Source organism: Deltaproteobacteria bacterium, assembly GCA_020848745.1.
GTDB lineage: Bacteria > Desulfobacterota > Binatia > UTPRO1 > UTPRO1 > UTPRO1.
This window is the reverse complement of sequence record JADLHM010000119.1, coordinates 23659-40641: the sequence shown is the minus strand read 5'-3', so window position 1 is coordinate 40641 and position 16983 is coordinate 23659. Positions and strand designations below refer to the sequence as shown.

Sequence of the window (16983 nt, the reverse complement as noted above, 5' to 3'; positions counted from 1 at the left end):
TGGTGGCGAAGAAGGAGCGGCTGATCGAGCTGCTCCAGGAGAAGCGCACCGCCCTCATCACCCGCGCCGTCACCAAGGGCCTCGACCCGACCGTCCCCATGAAGGACTCCGGCGTCGAGTGGCTGGGCGAGATTCCAGCGCATTGGGAGGTGAAGAAGGTCAAGCGGCTGTTTCGACAGGCTAATAAGCGGCAGGGTCATCCCGAAATGACGGTTCTATCGGTTTACCGCGAGTTCGGAGTGATCGAGAAGTCGTCGAGAGACGACAACTTCAACCGTACGCCGGAGGACTTGGACGTCTACCAGCTCGTTGCCCCCGGGGATCTCGTGATCAACAAGATGAAGGCATGGCAGGGCTCACTCGGGGTCTCCTCCCTCTCGGGTATCACGAGTCCCGATTACATCGTCTACGCCCCAATGCATGAGGAGCACGAGCGATTCCTGCATCACTTTCTGCGCAATAAACGGTTGACGAGCGTGTACCTGGCGATGTCGAACGGCATCCGCCCGAGCCAATGGCGGCTTGAGCCAGAGCGATTCGCGGACCTCTCGGTGTTTCTTCCGCCGCTCGAGGAACAAGAGAGCGTCGTCGCTACCCTCGACACAGAAGCGACACGCATCGACGCTCTCATCACCAAGCTCCGCGACGCCATCGACCGCCTCAAAGAACTCCGCACCGCCCTCATCTCCGCCGCGGTGACGGGCAAGATTGACCTTCGAGCCGAGGCGGCAGCGTGAACCGCGTCGCCGTCGAGCCGCGCATGCTTCACTGGGCGCGCGAACGCGCGGACCGGAGTGTGGAGAGTCTGCGCAGGGGATTCCCGAAGCTCGCCGACTGGGAGGCGGGCGCGGCGCAGCCGACCCTCAAACAGTTGGAGAGCTTCGCGAAGGCCGTCCACGTGCCCGTGGGCTACCTCTTCCTCCAGCAGCCCCCTGAAGAACCGGTGCCCATTCCCGATTTCCGGACCATAGCGGACACAAAGGCGCAGCGGCCAAGCCCGGATCTGCTCGACACCGTCTACCTCTGCCAGCTGCGCCAGGACTGGTACCGCGAGTTCGCACGGCAGGTCGGCGAGGACCCTCTGCCGTTCGTCGGCTCCGTGCGGGTAGGCGACGATGTCGTTCAAACCGCGGCCGTGATGCGCGCGGCGCTCGGCATCGATCTCGACGCCCGCCGCCGGATGCCGACCTGGACCGACGCGCTGCGCCGTTTCATCGAGCAGACTGACGCGCTCGGCGTCCTGGTGATGGTGAGCGGGGTGGTCGGCAGCAACAATCGCCGCAGGCTCGATCCGGATGAGTTCCGGGGCTTCGCGCTCGCCGATCCTCTCGCACCGCTGGTCTTCATCAACGGCGCGGACAGCAAGGCGGCGCAGATGTTCACGCTTGCCCACGAGCTGGCGCACATCTGGCTCGGCGAGACGGCCCTCTCCGATGCACGTGCCGCCGAGGTTCCGGCACAGGCCGTGGAGCGATGGTGCAACGAGGTCGCGGCCGAGCTGCTCGTGCCGATGGGGGCCTTTCGCACGGCGCACCAGCGCCACGCGGAGCTTCGTGCGGAGTCCGATCGGCTCGCGCGCCAGTTCAAGGTGAGCACGCTTGTGGTCCTGCGCCGCATGCACGACGCGGGGAGCCTGCGCGGCGATGCCTACTGGCAGGCCTACGAGGAGGAACTGGAGCGGCTGCGTTCTCTGCCGAGTGGCGGCGGAGGCGACTTCTATCTCACGCTGGGGGCGCGAGCCGGCAAGCGTTTTGCGCGCGCCCTCATGATCAGCACGTTGGAGGGGCGCTCGTCGTTCACCGAGGCCTTCCGGCTGCTCGGTTTCCGAAAGATGGCGACGTTCCGCGAGCTCGGCCACAGCCTGGGGGTCGGGTTCTGATGGCCTACCTCCTCGATGCCGACGTCTTCATACGGGCCAAGAACCTCCACTACGGGTTCGACTTCTGCCCGGCGTTCTGGGAGTGGCTCGTCGAGCGCAATGGGGACGGTGGGGTGTTCAGCGTCGAGAAGGTCGGGGACGAGGTGAAGGCGATCGCCGACGAGCTTTCGACCTGGGCTGCGACCCGAGGCACCGGCTTTTTCCTGCGCCCGGACGCCAGCGTGTCCCCGTCTCTCGCCGCGGTCAGCACTTGGGCTTCGGGGCAGCGCTACGAGGCTTCGGCGGTGAGCACTTTCCTCCAGGTGGCCGACTACTACCTCGTGTCGCAGGCACACGCGGGGCGCCATACCGTTGTGACGCATGAGGTGCCTGCCGCTTCGACGCGCAAGATCAAGATTCCGGATGCCTGCATCGGCCTTGGGATCAAGTGCATGACGCCCTACGAAATGCTCCGCGTCGAGCGCGCACGATTCGTTCTGGGAACTGGAGCTGTTCCCTGAACCGTGAGATCTCAGAGCCTGCCTTCGGGGCGGCTTGCGATGATCAGCAAGATTGACATGAGGTGCACTAATAAATCTGACTTATGTTCACTTTATTATCCGCTACGCGACCTAAAGTCGCTTTAGCAGCTTTAGCAGGGGGACTGCTGGTGAAACGGAGATCCACCGGCAACTACGAGACAACCTCGGTCGGTGGCGAGAATGTCAAGACCTTCGTGCCCGCGCCGCTGCCGCCGGCGCCGCCCGTCGCCATCGACGGCAGCGTCCGCACCGCCCTCGACGCGGCGCTGCTCGCGCTCGGCCGCCTCGACGGCGTCTCGAGCGTCCTCCCGGACACGCATCTCCTCCTCTACACCTACGTCCGCAAGGAGGCGGTGCTCTCCTCGCAGATCGAGGGCACGCAATCGACGCTCACCGACCTGCTGCTGTTCGAGCTCGAGGAATCGCCCGGCGTCCCCCTCGACGACGTGGTTGAAGTGTCGAACTACGTCCGCGCCCTGGACCATGGCGTGAAACGCCTGCGCGGCAGGTTCCCGCTTTCGAATCGCCTGATCCGTGAAGTCCACGAAATCCTCCTCTCGCGCGGCCGGGGCGCGGGAAAGAGCCCGGGCGAGTTTCGACGCAGCCAGAACTGGATCGGCGGAACGAGGCCGGGGAACGCCCGCTTCGTTCCGCCCCCGCCGCACCGCGTGCAGAAGGCGATGGGCGCGCTCGAGAAGTTCGCGCACGACCCGGCGACCCCGGCACTGGTGAAGGCCGCGCTCTGGCACGTCCAGTTCGAGACCATCCACCCGTTTCTCGACGGCAACGGCCGCGTGGGACGGTTGATGGTCACGCTCCTCCTGTGCGCCGAACAGGTATTGAGAGAGCCGATGCTCTACCTGAGCCTCTTTCTGAAGCAGCATCGCGCCAGGTACTACGAGCTGCTGGATGCCGTGCGCCGCGACGGCGACTGGGAAACCTGGGTCGCGTTCTTCTGCGAAGGGGTCGCTTCGGTGTCGGACAGCGCGGTGGGGACCGCGCGGCGATTGCTGGACCTCGCCGAAACGGATCGGGGGCGCCTGGCAAGCCTCGGCCGCAAAGCAGGCTCCGCCGCCGCCGTGCAGGCGGCACTGCTGCGCACGCCGCTGTGTACGATCCCACGTCTCGCCAGGCGCACCCACCTCACCCTGCCGACCATCGCGAAAGCGCTCGACGTGCTGGGGAACCAGAAGATCGTGAGCGAGACGACGGGAAAACGGCGGAACCGTGTGTACCGCTACGACCGATACCTGGCCATCCTCAACGAGGGGACCGAGCCCCTGTGAGCCCCGAGATCTCCGAACGCGCCTTCGAGGCGGCGATCGAGTGCGGGCTGCTGCAATTCGGCCCGGACGCCTGTGCGGGCGATGCGACCGCGGTGCGCGAGACGTCGCCACCCTACGGCGAGAGCCCGCCCGGCGGCTACCGCAAGCGCAAGCCCGAGGACTACGACCGCGCGCTCTGCCTGCTGCCGCGCGACGCGGTGGACTTCGTCCTCGCCACGCAGCCGAAAGAATGGAAGAAGCTCGAGCAGCACCATGGCGCGGCGGTGCGGGAGCAGTTCCTCAGGCGCCTCGCCACCGAGATCGAGCGGCGCGGGGCGCTCGACGTGCTGCGCAACGGGCTCAAGGACTCGGGATGCAAGCTCCGGCTCGCGTACTTCCGCCCCGCGAGCGGGCTCAACGAGGAGACGCGGCGGCTGCACGCGGCGAACCTGTTCTCCATCGTGCGCCAGGTGCGCTACGGCACGAAGAACGAGAAGTCCCTCGACCTCGTGCTGTTCCTGAACGGCATCCCGATCTTCACGGCTGAGCTGAAGAACCCGCTCAACGCCCAGGACGTCGAGGACGCGATCCGGCAGTACAAGCGGGATCGCGATCCGTGCGAGCCGCTCTTCGCCTACGGCCGCTGCCTCGCGCACTTCGCGGTGGACCCGGACCTGGTCTACGTGACGACGCACCTCGCGGGGGCGCGGACGCGCTTCCTGCCGTTCAACAAGGGCAAGTTCGGCGGCGCCGGCAACCCGCCCGTGCCGCCCACGCGGAAGGGCTACGCCACCGCCTACCTCTGGGAGGAGACCTGGGCGCGCGACAGCGTGCTCGAGCTCGCGCGCCAGTTCATCCACGAGGTCGAGGACGAGGACGACAAGGGCAGGAAGACCGGCAAGCGCTTCCTGATCTTTCCGCGCTACCAGCAGCTCGATTGCGTGCGCCGCCTCATCGCCGATGCGCGCGGCCGCGGCGTGGGCCAGCGCTACCTGATCCAGCACTCGGCCGGCAGCGGCAAGAGCTTCACCATCGCCTGGCTCGCCCACCAGCTCGCCACGCTTCACGACGCCGGCGACCGGCGCGTGTTCGACTCGATCGTGGTGGTCACCGACCGCCGCGTCCTCGACCGCCAGCTCCAGACGACGATGCGCCAGTTCGAGCAGACGCTCGGCGTGGTCGAGAACATCGACACCACCTCGCGGCAGCTCAAGGACGCGCTCGAGTCCGGGAAGACGATCATCGTCACCACGCTCCAGAAGTTCCCCGTCATCGCCAACCAGATCGGCGAGCTGCCGGGCCGGCGCTTCGCCGTGATCGTGGACGAGGCGCACTCGTCGCAGTCGGGCGAGAGCACGAAGTCGCTCAAGGCGTCGCTCGCGGCCAGGGACCTGGAGGACGCCGAGGGCGAGGACGCGGCGGCCGAGCCGGGCGAGGACGAAGTGGACAACCTCGCGCTCGCCGAGGCGGTCAAGCGCGGCCACGTTCCCAACCTCTCGCTCTTCGCCTTCACGGCCACGCCCAAGCCCAAGACGCTCGAGCTGTTCGGCGCCAAGCGCCCGGACGGAAGGTTCGCGCCCTTCCACCTCTACAGCATGCGCCAGGCGATCGAGGAGGGCTTCATCCTCGACGTGCTCCAGAACTACACCACGTACACGGCCTATTGGCGGCTGCTGAAGAAGATCGAGGACGACCCGCGCTACGACAAGCGGAAGGCCGCGTACCTGCTCAAGTCGTTCGTCGAGCTGCACCCGCACGCGATCGCCGAGAAGGTGAAGATCTGCGTCGAACACTTCGCGGCGCAGGCGCAGAACGAAATCGCCGGCAAAGCCAAGGCGATGATCGTCACCCGCTCGCGCCTGCACGCGGTGCGCTACCGGCTCGCGGTGGACCGCTACCTCGCCGAGCGCGGGCTCGCCTTCAAGGCGCTGGTCGCGTTCTCGGGCACCGTGAAGGACGGCGGCAAGGACTACACCGAGGCCAACATGAACGGCTTCTCCGAGACGCAGACCGCGAAGACGTTCGAGCGCCCGGAGTACCGCTTCCTCGTCGTCGCCAACAAGTTCCAGACCGGATTCGACCAGCCGCTGCTGCACACGATGTACGTGGACAAGAAGCTCGGCGGCGTGAACGCCGTGCAGACGCTCTCGCGCTTGAACCGCACGCACCCTGATAAGAAGGGCACGATGGTGCTCGACTTCGCCAACGAGTCGGCCGAGATCCAGGCCGCCTTCGAGCCCTACTACGAGACCACGCTGCTCTCGGAGGCGACCGACCCGAATCTCCTCTACGAGATGGAGACCCGGCTCGCCGCGTTCCCCGTCTACACCGCGGCGGACATCGAGGCTTTCGCGAAGGCCTACTTCGACCCCAAGGCGACGCAGAACCGGCTCTACGCCGTGCTAGCGCCCCTGGTCGATCGGTTCCAGACGCTATCGAAGGACGAGCAGGCGGACTTCCGCGGCCAGCTCACCGACTACGTGCGCCTCTACGCCTTCCTCGCCCAGGTGATGCCCTTCACCGATGCCAGCCTGGAGAAGCTGTATGTCTTCTCGCGCCACCTCCGGCGCCTTCTGCCCGCCGACCGGGAGGCGCTGCCCCGCGAGGTGCAACAGAATATCGACATGGAGTCGTACCGGATCCAGCAGACGGGTAGCGGCAAGATCGCGCTCGAACGGAAGCCCGGCGTGCTGGACCCCGCGAGCACCAAGGGGACTCACGGCGTGTCCCTCGAGGAGCTGGAAACGCTCTCGCGCATCATCGCCGAGCTGAACGACCGTTTCGGTCTCAACCTCGGCCCCGAGCACCGGATGACGCTCGGCCAGATGATGGAGAAGCTCGATGACGACGTCGCGCTCGACGCCGCGGCGCGCGTCAACACGCGGGAGAACGTCCGGCTCACCTTCGACCAGAAGGTCGAGCACGTGATCCAGGAGATCGTGGACTCGAACTTCGAGCTCTACAAGCGCATCACCGACGATCGCGCCTTCGGCGAGGCGGTCAAGAACTTCCTGTTCGACCAGTACCTGCGCGCCCACCGCAACGCCGAGGATCTGATCAAGCGCGGCGAGTCGAAGACGCTCGAGTTCAAGTCCACGCTGCGCTGGAGCCTCAAGGAAGACCGGCAGGACGACAAGGGCGTGACGCACGCCGTGCTCAAGACGATCGCGGCGTTCCTGAATACCGAGGGCGGCGATCTCCTGATCGGCGTGGCGGACGACGGCTCGATCGTCGGCATCGAGGCCGACCGGCTGGAGTCCGACGACAAGTTCATGCGCCACCTCGCGCAGGTCGTCCGCAACGGTCTGGGTGATCGCGCGGGGACATGCATCGACCCGAAATGCCAGATGGTGCAGGGCAAGACCGTGTGCGTCGTGACCTGCCAGCGCAGCCCCGAGCCGGTGTTTCTCAAGTGGAAGGGGCTGGAAGCCACGAGTGAGGGCGACTTCTTCGTGCGCAGTGGTCCGGGGACGGTGAAGCTTCCTCCCGACAGCACCCGGGAGTACATTCGCACGCGCTTCGCCACGGGGGCGGCGGAGAGGGAAGCCGATGAATCACCCAGAGGGGCAGTCTGACAACGGCATGCAGCGAACGGTGTCGGGCTGCATGGGCAAGCCGATAGCGAGGCCTGGGAGTTCGCGGCATGGGAGCATGACGCGACCCCGTCGAAGGACGAGCGCCCCACGACGGCGCCCGGCCGCTCAGCGCGCGTACACGGTGGGCGCGTCCAGAGCGAAGCGGTCGAGAAGGAAACGTTCCTGCGGTTTCTCCGAGGCGGTCTTGGGGATCTCGGGAACCACCTGCAGGTACGACGGCACGAAGTTGCCTTCGAGCCCGCGTTCGCAATGGCGGAACACGTCGGCCGCATCGAAACGATCGGCGGCAACCGGGACGATGGCCGCGACGATGTCCTTTTCCCCCGGGGCGCCGGACGCCGCTGGCACTCCGTAGACGAAGACGTCGCTGACGTCGGGATGCTCGGCGACGACCTTCTCGACGAAGCCCGGATTCACGAAGTCGCCATTGTGGCGGATGCCGCCGCCCTTGCGGCAGTCGAAATAGAACCAGCCCTCCGCGTCGCGGTGGCAGATGTCGCCGCTGCGCAGCCAGCCGCCGCGCGTCTTCGCGCGCGAGGCCTCCTCGTTGCGGAAGTACTCGACCTTGGCGTCCTCGCTGCCGACCGGCCGCGAGATCAGTTCGCCGGGAACGCCGGGCGGACATTCGTTGCCGTCGTCGTCCACGATCTTCATCTCGAGGTTGGGCGGCGGCTTACCGAAGCTCCCGACCGGGCCGACGCCGATCGGGTTGATCGCGAGCCCGCCCTCGATGGCGCCGTAGCACTCGAGGATCTTCACGCCGAAGCGCTTCTCGAAGGCGCCCCAGAGCGCGGCCGGCATGCCGGCGCTGATCACGAAACGCACCGGGTTGTCGCCGTCGTCGGCCCTCGCGGGCTCGCTGTAGATGGCCGTGGCCATCCCGCCGAGCAGATTGAAGACGGTGCAGCCGTACTTGCGCGTGATGTCCCAGAGGCGCGACTTGGTGAACTTGCGGCTGAAGACCGCACGCAACTTCTGGCCGAGTGCCGGCGCGAGCGTCATCATCTGCGCGTTGCCGTGGGTCAGCGAGAGGCCGGTGTAGGGGCGGTCGTCCGATTGCAGGCCGAAGAGCCCGCCGAACATCGTCGCCATTGCGTAGCGTCCGTTCGAGCAGACGACGCCCTTGGGGTCGCCGGTGGTTCCCGACGTGTAGATGATCTCCAACGGATCGTCGGCCGTGCGCTCGCCGCCGCGGTAGGCCGGGGCTGGCGTGGCCAGGGCTTCGGCGAAGGGCTCGGCGCCCTTCATCGCGCTCGTCGGCAGCGCGCCGGGCTCCTCGCCGCTCTCGAGGACGAGGGCCCACTCCAGGGACGGCACCTGCTCGCGGACGGCCGCGACCTGCGCGAGGCAGTAGTCGGCGCAGACGACGCCCTTGCACTGGGAATCGCGCAGGGTGAACGCGAGCTTGTCGCCCCTGGTGCGGGGGTCGATGGGCACGAACACGCACCCGCTCATCGACGCCGCGACCATCGTCTCGACGAACTCGGGATGGTTTCGCAGCAGCAGCCCGAAGCGGTCGCCGGCTCGCATCCCGCGCGCGGCGAGGGCGGCGGCGATGCTGCTGCCGTGCCGCAAGAGATCGGTGTAGGTGCGCACCTCATCGGGCCGGTCGCCGTTCTCGAACGTCAGCACGTCGAGGTCCGGCGCCTCCTCCGCCCGCGAGGCGATCAGCTCCGCGAGCACCAGCTCGTTCCACGCGCGAGAGGCGGACATGGCGGTCACCTCTTCAGGATGGTGACGCACATCGCGGCGGCGTCGATGCCGATGTTGCCGCCGCCGTTGTGGGCGAGGGCCACCTGCGCGCCCTCGACCTGACGCGCGCCGGCGCGTCCCTGGAGCTGCTCGGTGAGCTCGACGATCTGCGCGATGCCGGTCGCGCCGACCGGATGGCCCTTGCGCAGCAGCCCGCCCGAGGTGTTGACCGGTTGCCGGCCGCCGAGGCGCGTCGCGCCCTCGTCGACAAGGCGCGCGCCTTCGCCCTTGGCGCACAGGCCGAGGTACTCGTAGGTCATGAGCTCGGCGGGCGCCGAAGCGTCGTGCAGCTCGATCACGTCGATGTCAGCGGGACCCACCCCGGCTTCCTCGTAGGCGTTGCTCGAGCAGAGCTCGGCGAGGCCGTCCTCGTCTACGCCGTGGTCCCAGCCGCTGCCGAGCACGCTTGCGACCACGCGCACCGGGGACGTGAGCCCGAGCGCGCGGGCCTTGCGCTCGCTCACGAGGATGGCGGCCGCGGCGCCGTCGCCGATCGGCGAGCACATCGGCCGGGTCAGCGGCTCCGCGACCATCGGCGCCGCCATCACCTGTTCCACCGTGAGCACGTCGCGGAACTGCGCGCGCGGGTTCATGCTGCCATGCACCGAGTTCTTCGAGGAAATGGCGGCGAAGTGCTCGGCCTTGGTGCCGTAGCGCTCCATGTGGCTCCGCGCCGCGGCCGCGTAGATGTCCATGAACATCGAGCGCTTCTCGCCGGCGCCTTCGGAGGCCTTCTCGGCGCCGCCCTTCTTCGCCCCGGCGGCGAGCATCGCCAGGATGCCGGCGAGCGCTTCGACGTCGACGGCGCCCGTGAAGGCGCTGAACGTCTTCTTCTTGTCCTCGTGGTAGAGCTTCTCCACGCCGAGGGCGAGCACCACGTCGTAGAATCCCGCGGTGACCATGGCGGCGGCTTGCTGGAACGCCGTGGACGCGCTCGCGCAGGCGTTCTCCACGTTGACGACCGGAATGCGGCCGATGCCCATGGCGCGCAGCACGACTTCGCCGCGGATCGATTCCTGGCCGGTGATCAGTCCGGCCGCGGCGTTGCCGACGTAGGCGGCCTCGAGGTCGGCGGCCGTCAAGCCCGCGTCGGCGAGCGCCGCCGCCACGGCTTCACCCCCGAGGGCCTTCAGTCCCATGTCCATGTGCTTGCCGAAGGTGGTCATGCCGACGCCGGCGACGATCGCGTTCGTTTTCATGGTTTCATTCCTTTGCCGCTCTGCCTCGCGGCGGCGCGTTCTTCCCGCTCCATCGTCAGAGCAGCCCCGTGCCCTTCAGACCCATGGCCTGCTTCAGGTACGCGAGCTCCTCCTCACGGCCCGGCAGCGGAGCGGGCCGCGTGAACATCTTGTCGCGGCGCAGCGTCTCGACGACTTCGGGGTCACGCGGGAAGGCCTTGCCGTATTCGTTCAGGTGGAAGAGAGACTCGAAGGGGCGGCGCGGTCGCTGCCCGCCGGCTTCCCAGTGCTCGGCCGGATACCCGACCGTCTGCAGCACCAGCACGCGACAGCTCTCCGGCATGCCGAGGCCGGCGCGGATGGCGTCGCCGTTGGGCGTGCCGAGGCAGCAGGTCCCGAGTCCGAGCTCGTAGGCCATGAGCGTCGCCTGCGCGATGCCCTGCCCGCAGTCGACCTCGCCGAGGCCGGGCTGCTTCAGCCCCTCGCGGATGCCCTCGAAGATCGGGAAGATCTGCTTCTCGAGCGCCTCGCGCCGTTGCTCCTTCGGACCGAACCCGAGCGCGCCGACGTCGACGAGCTCGCGCAACCGATCGCTCTGCACGTCCACGGCGGCCGTGTCGATGTACCAGACGATGATGACGGGCGCGAAGCGGATCTGCCATCCGGCAACGGGCGCCTGAAGGGCATCGAGCGTGCTCTGCGGCGCGCTGTCGCGACAGACGACCACCGCGTTCAGGCTTTGCACGTTGCCCCAGTGCGAGGCGATGCGGGCGGCTTCCAGCATCATCTGGATCTTCCAGGGCTCGACCGGCTGGTATGGGCGAACGAAACGGATCGAGCGGCGGCGACCGATGACTTCCCTCAGTTCCATGACCCTCCTCCGTTGCGACGATCGCGGCGGCGTCGCGCTCAGAACTTCCCGGCGGCGTGCAGGCCGAGCACCTCGTTCACGCCGTCCTCGATCATCGACGCTCGCGCGTCGCGCATCAGCTTCTCCACCGGGTATTCGCGGCTCAGACCGTTGCCGCCGAAGATCTGGATGGCCTGGCTCGCCACCTCGAACGCGGTCTGGGTCGACGTCACCTTCGATGCGATGGCGAACTCGACGGCGGGCGTGCCGCTACCGCCGAACATCGGCGACTGCACGGTGTTGTAGAGGACGACGCGGCGGCTGAGCGCGCGCGCGGCCTCGACCTTGCGGAACATCTCGAAGAGGCTCGCGCGCACCGACTGGTGCGCGATGATGGGCACGCCGCCCTGGATGCGCTCCTTGGCGTAGGCAACGGCGTGCTCGAACGCCGCGCGCGCCACGCCGGCGAACGTCGCGCCCATGAAGCCGTTGGCCGTGCACAGCGTGAGCTCGAGCATCATGGGATACGCCGCCGGCGGCACGACGAGATTGCGCGCGGGCACGCGCACGTCGTCAAAGAAGATCTCCCCCTGGGGAAGCGGCCGCTGTCCGATCTTCTCGAGGGGCTTGCCGCGCGAGACGCCGGGCGAGGAGAGGTCGACGAGCACGACCCCGCAGCCGCGGATCCCGTCCCCTTCATCGACCGCCGTATACAGCGCGGCGGACGACGCGATGGTGCCGTTGGAGACCCACGCAGCCTTCTGGCCGCGGATCACGTAGTCGTCGCCGCAGCGCTCCGCGACGCAATTCGGCCGTTTCAGGACCGGTCGTTCGTCGTCCGCGCTCCAGTCGAGCTCGTCGCTACCGTGGTCGGGTTCGGTGATGGCCCAGCACCCGAGGCTGCCGGTGGGAAATGCCTCCATCAGCTCGGGGTTCTGCGTGGCGCGCGCCAGCATGGCCGGGAACTCGGCGGCGCCGATGCTGACCGCGAGTCCCGAGTCTCCCCACCCGAGTTCCTCGTTGACGATGCAGGAGAGCCGTGCGATCGAGGCCGGGCTCATGCCGGTGGACTCGCCGGAGAGCAGCCTCACGCCGAGGGCATCCCATCGCCGATGCACGTCCCAGAGAACGGACCCGTGCTCGATGACATCCTCGCTGTCGAGCAGATCGAGCTCGCGGCCGGCCGGTCGCATCACGTCCGCGGCGAAGCGATGCACGAGCCGACGAACGGATCGTTCGTCCTCGGTCAGGTCCAAATCGAGGTCATGATCGAGCATGGTCCACCCTCATCGGCCAGAGCCGGCCGTCGAAGAGTCCTGGTACCAAAGATTTTAATTTGGTACCGCTAGTACCACCCATGAGCATCGGGCGTCAACGTTCTTCTCCGGGTCTTCGTGCCGAATCGGAAGATGGTCCCGCCTCGGGCGCCGGCGCGCGCGCCGACGAGCTGCTCGGCGGCCTCGAGGAGATCTTCCTTCGTGAGGGATTCCGGAGGATGACGATCGGCGAGCTGGCCACCCGCCTGCGCTGCTCGCGGCGGAGCCTCTACGAGCTCGCCGCCAGCAAGCACGACCTCTTCGCGCTCGTCCTCGACCGGCTCTTGCGGCGCATCGACGCGGCCGGGCGGGTCGCGGCGGCCGAGGCCGCATCCTACGAGGAGAAGGCGACCGCGTTCATCGAGCCCGGAATCGCCGAGCTGCGCGGCGCGAGCGCCGCCTTCTTCGCCGACATCGCGGGGTTGCCCGCCGCCCGCAACCGCCTCGCCGCCCATCAGGAGTCGCGCGTGCGGCAGCTCGAGAAGATCCTCGCGGACGGGGTCCGGGCGAAAGCCTTTCGCAAAGTGCATGCGGGCGTCGCCGCGCGGGCTCTGGTGGCCGCCTATCGCGCAGTCACCGACGCGAAGTTTCTGGTCGGCGTCGACGTGACGCTCACCGACGCGATCCGGCAGACGGAGAGCCTCTTCCTGCAGGGGCTCCTGCACCCGGACGATTGAGATGGCGGTGGCGATGGAAATGGGCGGCATCGTGGTCGACGGGCGGCGTCTCGGCCGCCTGCTCGGCGCGCCGACCGCGAACGTCGTGCTCCCGCATGGCGACGCGTCGCTCTACGGATCCTGGGCGGCGATCGCGACGATCGCCGCCCGCGCCTACCGAGCGCTCGCCCACGTCGGCGTACGCCCCTCGGTCGGGGGCACGCAGCCCCTGCTCGAGGTGCACCTGTTCGACTTCGACGGGAACCTCTACGGACATGAGCTTCGGGTGCGACTGCTGAAGAAGGTTTCCGACGAAGAGCGCCTCGAGTCGCTCGACCTGCTGCGGCTCAAGATCGCTTCCGACCTGTCCGCGGTGCGGCGCTACTTCGAGAACGATGGGCTCGACATGCCGCGAGATCCGACGCGACGGCGATCTCCGGGGCGCGCCGCGCCGGAGCGGTGACCCCGGGTCGGCGATCGTGACCCGGATGGGTGAGAAACGCCGGCCGCGCGCACCACGAGAAGATCCCAGAACCGTCAGGTCACGCGAAAGCATTCGCGCCGTCGCCTCTGCCGTGCTCACGGCGCCTCCGCGAACACGATCCGGGGACGGATCGCCCGGCCGCCGGCCAGCGCGGCGAACGCATCGTTCACCCGCGCGAGCGGCACGTCCGGACCCGCCATCTCCTCGAGCCGAAGCTCGCCGCGCGCGGCGAGCGCGAAGAGCTTCGGGAAGTCGCGTCCGGGATCAGCGGAGCCGTGGAGGCAGCCGTGGAGCGACTTGTCGAGCAGGAGCGAGATGACGGGAAGGGAGACCTCCTCGACGTAGCTCGTGAGGCCGACCGCGACGGCGCGGCCGCCGGGCGCGAGCGCGTCGAACGCCTGACGAACGACGGACGCGCTGCCGGCCGCCTCGATCGCGAGATCGACGCCCCCGTCGGTGAGCGCATGGATCGCCGTGACCGCGGCGCCGTCCTCGGGGGAAACGAGGTGCGTGGCCCCGAGCCGCCCGGCGAGCTCCCGGCGCGCGCGATTCGGATCCACGGCGATGATCGTGGCCGCGCCGACGATGCGCGCGCCCTGCACGGCCGCGAGCCCGACGGCCCCGCACCCGAAGACGGCGACGCTCTCGCCGAAGCGCGTCGCGCCCGTGATGACGGCCGCCCCAAAACCGGTCGTCACCCCGCAGCCGACGAGGCAGACGGAGCGCAACGGCAGTCCCTCGGGCACCGGGATCGCCGCGCGCTCGTGGACCACCACGTGCTCCGACAATCCGGAAACACCCATGTAGCGGCCGAGGGGCGCCCCGCCGAGCGCGAGCGACCCGTCATCGGCATTGGTTCGCATGCCGGCGCACAGATGCGCGCGGCCCACGCGGCAGGCGCGACACCTCCCGCAGCGGGGAATCCAGGCGAGCACCACGGCCTGTCCCTGCGCGACCTCGGTGACGCCGGCGCCGACCGCTTCCACCACCCCGGAGGCCTCGTGACCGAGGACGGCGGGAAATCCGATGCCCTCGCCGGTGCGCCACACGTGCAGGTCGCTGGCGCAGACGCCGCAGGCGGCGACGCGGACCCGCACCTCGCCCGGCCCCGGATCGCGGACGGTGACCTCCTCGATGCGCAAAGGCTCGCCGCACGCGAACGCGACCGCCGCGCGCGTTCGCAAGCCCGCACTCACGCCGACGCTCCGGGAAGGAGCACGAGGCGCACCGGATCGCCCCGTCCGCTCGCCAGGTCGGCGAGCGCCTCGACCGCTCGCTCGAGCGGGTAGCGGGCGGTGATCGAGCCGGAGAGGTCGAGCCGGCCCGACGCCGCGAGCTCCACCACGCGCGCGAGCTCGGCGCGCGTATAGCCCATCGAGCCCAGCACGCCGATCTCGCGCCCGACGAAGGAAACCAGGGGACCGAGCGTCGGCGACTCCATCCCTACGCCGCCGACGATCACCCGCCCGCCCCGCGCCACGGACGCCATCGCCAGCTCGACCGATTCCTTCTTCCCCGCGTACTCGATCACGAGGTCGGGGCCTTCGCCGCCCGCGGCGCGACGGATGGCCTTGCGAGCCTCGGCAGCGGACGGGTCCACGATGGCGTCGGCGCCGGCGGCCTCGGCGCGGCGACGAGCGCCCGCGCTGGCATCGACCGCGACGATCGTCCGCGCGCCGAGCAGCCGCGCCAGCAGGATCACATGATACCCGACGCCACCGCAGCCGATCACCGCCACCCGCTCGCCGCCCGTGATGGCCGCGCGCGTGGCGGCGGCGTGGTAGGCCGTGGCGACCGCGTCCGCCAGGATGGCGCCGTGCTCGAACGCAATGGCGTCGGGGAGCGGACACACGCACGACACGGGCACGGCGATCTGCTCCGCGAAGGTGCCGTCGCGCGCCATGCCGAGGATGCGCGCCCCCGCGCACAGGCCGAGGTGCCCCGCTTCGCAGGCCGGACACGCGCCGCAGGTCTCGCTCGGCAGCAACAGGACACGATCGCCGACGGCGACGCCCGAAACGCCCGCACCGAGCCGCTCGACGACACCCGCCCCCTCGTGTCCCATGATCACCGGCAGCGCCGGCACGGGAAGGCGACCGTGCGCGGCGTGCAGATCGGTGCCGCACACACCGGCCGCTCGTACCGCGATACGGACCTGACCGGACCCGAGCGCCGGCTCCGGCAGCTCCTCGACCCGCACCGACGATCCCGGATGGAGGCGAACGCCCTTCATCGGCTCCTCCCGCTCACGGCCTCGATGCCCCACTCGGGCGCGGGCGCGCCGCGGCTGCCGGCGCGCGATACCAGGAAGAAGAACGGCACGCCGAGGAACAGGACCACGGCGCTCGCCCAGGCAACGGCGCCCGAGAGCACGAGCAGCGCCACGGCGGGCGCCGTGACGACGCGCACGGCTTCGGAGCGCCGGGCCCACGCGCGCCCATCGAAGAGCCCTCCGAGGTTCACGAAGCCCCACCCGACGACGCCGATCGCCGCGAGCCCGGCGCCGAGCTCGTACATGCCCGCGCAGAAGCTCAGCACGACGGTGGCGCCGACGAGCAGCACGAACTGGACGAGCGCGTAGCGCCCGAGCGCCGGAGCATAGGGGCAATCGAACTTCACCGGCGCGTCGGGCACCGGAGGCGGGGGCCGGAAGCCGCCCTGATCCGCGGGAAACCAGCCGGGGGGCTTCAGGAAGGTCCGGAGCTTGTCGAGCGGATGCGGTGTCCGCCGGGCCGTCCGGCAGAGCTCCGCCCAGTAGTGGAGATTCGCCCAGAGCGGATTCCAGCTCGCGAGCGGCTTCGTGATCCCGTAGACGACCGCTTCCCGCTCCCGCTCGAACGTGCCGAACAGCCGATCCCAGACGATGAACGTCCCGCCGTGGTTCCGGTCGATGTAGCGCGGGTTCCGCGCGTGGTGCACGCGGTGATGCGACGGCGTCACCAGGACGGCTTCGAGCGGCCCGAGCGTCCCGATGGCCTGGGTGTGGAGCCAGAACTGATAGATGGTGTTGAAGGACGCGCAGGCCAGGAAGACGACGGGCGGGAAGCCGAGCAGCGCGAGCGGCCAGTAGAAGACGGCGCCGAAAAAGGGCTGCAGCGTGCTCTGCCGGAGGGCGACGGCGAGATTGTAGTCCTCGCTCTGGTGGTGCACCACGTGCGCCGCCCACAGGAAGTTGATCTCGTGACTCGAGCGGTGGAACCAGTAGTAGCCGAAGTCGACCCCGAGAAAGCACGCGATCCAGGTCCAGGCCCGATCCGCCGGGAGGTCGACGATGCGGAAGTGCGCGTGGATCACGAAATATCCCGCCACGACCGCGCCCCGTGAGAGCAACATCACGAGCTGCATCAGCATGCTCGTGCTGACGTCGCTGACCGCGTCGTTCAGGCGGTAGTATCCCCAGCCGCGCCGCCGCGAGAGCCAGGCCTCCATCCCGATCAGCAGGAAGAAGACGGGGCCGGCCAGCACCTTGTAGTCGTACGTCATGAT

General features: G+C 68.8%; 14 protein-coding genes. 7 read left to right on the top strand and 7 right to left on the bottom strand.

Annotated features, from left to right (window positions below; all coding sequences use genetic code 11):
• From IT293_18225 to IT293_18205, 5 genes are all read left to right on the top strand, one after another.
• On the top strand, positions 1-737 hold a 737-nt coding region (locus IT293_18225), incomplete at its 5' end, for a restriction endonuclease subunit S (protein ID MCC6766600.1).
• Between the two features lie 23 nt (positions 738-760).
• Positions 761-1879 carry an ImmA/IrrE family metallo-endopeptidase gene (locus IT293_18220; protein MCC6766599.1) on the top strand — a complete coding sequence of 373 codons (1119 nt, stop codon included), beginning with the start codon at positions 761-763 and terminating at the stop codon, positions 1877-1879.
• Complete coding sequence (locus IT293_18215; GenBank protein MCC6766598.1) at positions 1879-2379, top strand: DUF4411 family protein; 501 nt, start codon at positions 1879-1881, stop codon at positions 2377-2379. The genes IT293_18220 and IT293_18215 overlap by 1 nt, the downstream gene beginning before the upstream one ends.
• Before the next feature lie 149 nt (positions 2380-2528).
• The gene (locus IT293_18210; protein MCC6766597.1) at positions 2529-3686 is read left to right on the top strand and encodes a Fic family protein; all 1158 of its coding nucleotides are present in this window, start codon (positions 2529-2531) and stop codon (positions 3684-3686) included.
• A complete protein-coding gene (locus tag IT293_18205) occupies positions 3683-7240 on the top strand; it encodes a putative DNA binding domain-containing protein (protein ID MCC6766596.1) in 3558 nt (1185 codons plus the stop codon). The genes IT293_18210 and IT293_18205 overlap by 4 nt, the downstream gene beginning before the upstream one ends.
• 126 nt (positions 7241-7366) lie before the next feature.
• On the opposite strand, the gene IT293_18200 is transcribed toward IT293_18205, so the two are convergent.
• Genes IT293_18200 through IT293_18185 form a run of 4 tightly spaced genes read right to left on the bottom strand, consistent with a single transcriptional unit; the run spans position 7367 to position 12318 of the window.
• A complete protein-coding gene (locus IT293_18200; GenBank protein MCC6766595.1) occupies positions 7367-8974 on the bottom strand; it encodes an AMP-binding protein in 1608 nt (535 codons plus the stop codon).
• A 5-nt stretch (positions 8975-8979) separates the two neighbouring features.
• The gene (locus IT293_18195) at positions 8980-10212 is read right to left on the bottom strand and encodes a thiolase family protein (GenBank protein MCC6766594.1); all 1233 of its coding nucleotides are present in this window, start codon (positions 10210-10212) and stop codon (positions 8980-8982) included.
• A gap of 55 nt (positions 10213-10267) precedes the next feature.
• Positions 10268-11062, bottom strand: coding sequence for a nitroreductase family protein (locus tag IT293_18190; GenBank protein ID MCC6766593.1), 795 nt, complete (start codon positions 11060-11062; stop codon positions 10268-10270).
• Positions 11063-11100: 38 nt separating this feature from the next.
• Positions 11101-12318 (bottom strand): acyl-CoA dehydrogenase family protein, encoded by a 1218-nt coding sequence (locus tag IT293_18185; GenBank protein MCC6766592.1) that lies wholly within the window; start codon positions 12316-12318, stop codon positions 11101-11103.
• An 80-nt stretch (positions 12319-12398) separates the two neighbouring features.
• Between IT293_18185 and IT293_18180 the strand changes: the two genes are divergently transcribed.
• Together IT293_18180 and IT293_18175 are read left to right on the top strand one after the other, a co-directional pair.
• Positions 12399-13034, top strand: a complete 636-nt coding sequence (locus IT293_18180) for a TetR/AcrR family transcriptional regulator (protein MCC6766591.1) — start codon at positions 12399-12401, stop codon at positions 13032-13034.
• Position 13035: 1 nt separating this feature from the next.
• Positions 13036-13476 (top strand): riboflavin kinase, encoded by a 441-nt coding sequence (locus IT293_18175; GenBank protein ID MCC6766590.1) that lies wholly within the window; start codon positions 13036-13038, stop codon positions 13474-13476.
• A 116-nt stretch (positions 13477-13592) separates the two neighbouring features.
• On the opposite strand, the gene IT293_18170 is transcribed toward IT293_18175, so the two are convergent.
• Genes IT293_18170 through IT293_18160 form a run of 3 tightly spaced genes read right to left on the bottom strand, consistent with a single transcriptional unit; the run spans position 13593 to position 16980 of the window.
• The gene (locus IT293_18170; protein ID MCC6766589.1) at positions 13593-14693 is read right to left on the bottom strand and encodes an alcohol dehydrogenase catalytic domain-containing protein; all 1101 of its coding nucleotides are present in this window, start codon (positions 14691-14693) and stop codon (positions 13593-13595) included.
• Positions 14690-15730 carry an alcohol dehydrogenase catalytic domain-containing protein gene (locus IT293_18165; protein MCC6766588.1) on the bottom strand — a complete coding sequence of 347 codons (1041 nt, stop codon included), beginning with the start codon at positions 15728-15730 and terminating at the stop codon, positions 14690-14692. Before IT293_18165 ends, IT293_18170 begins: the two co-directional genes overlap by 4 nt.
• Positions 15727-16980 (bottom strand): sterol desaturase family protein, encoded by a 1254-nt coding sequence (locus tag IT293_18160; GenBank protein ID MCC6766587.1) that lies wholly within the window; start codon positions 16978-16980, stop codon positions 15727-15729. The genes IT293_18165 and IT293_18160 overlap by 4 nt, the downstream gene beginning before the upstream one ends.
• Positions 16981-16983 lie beyond the last annotated feature (3 nt).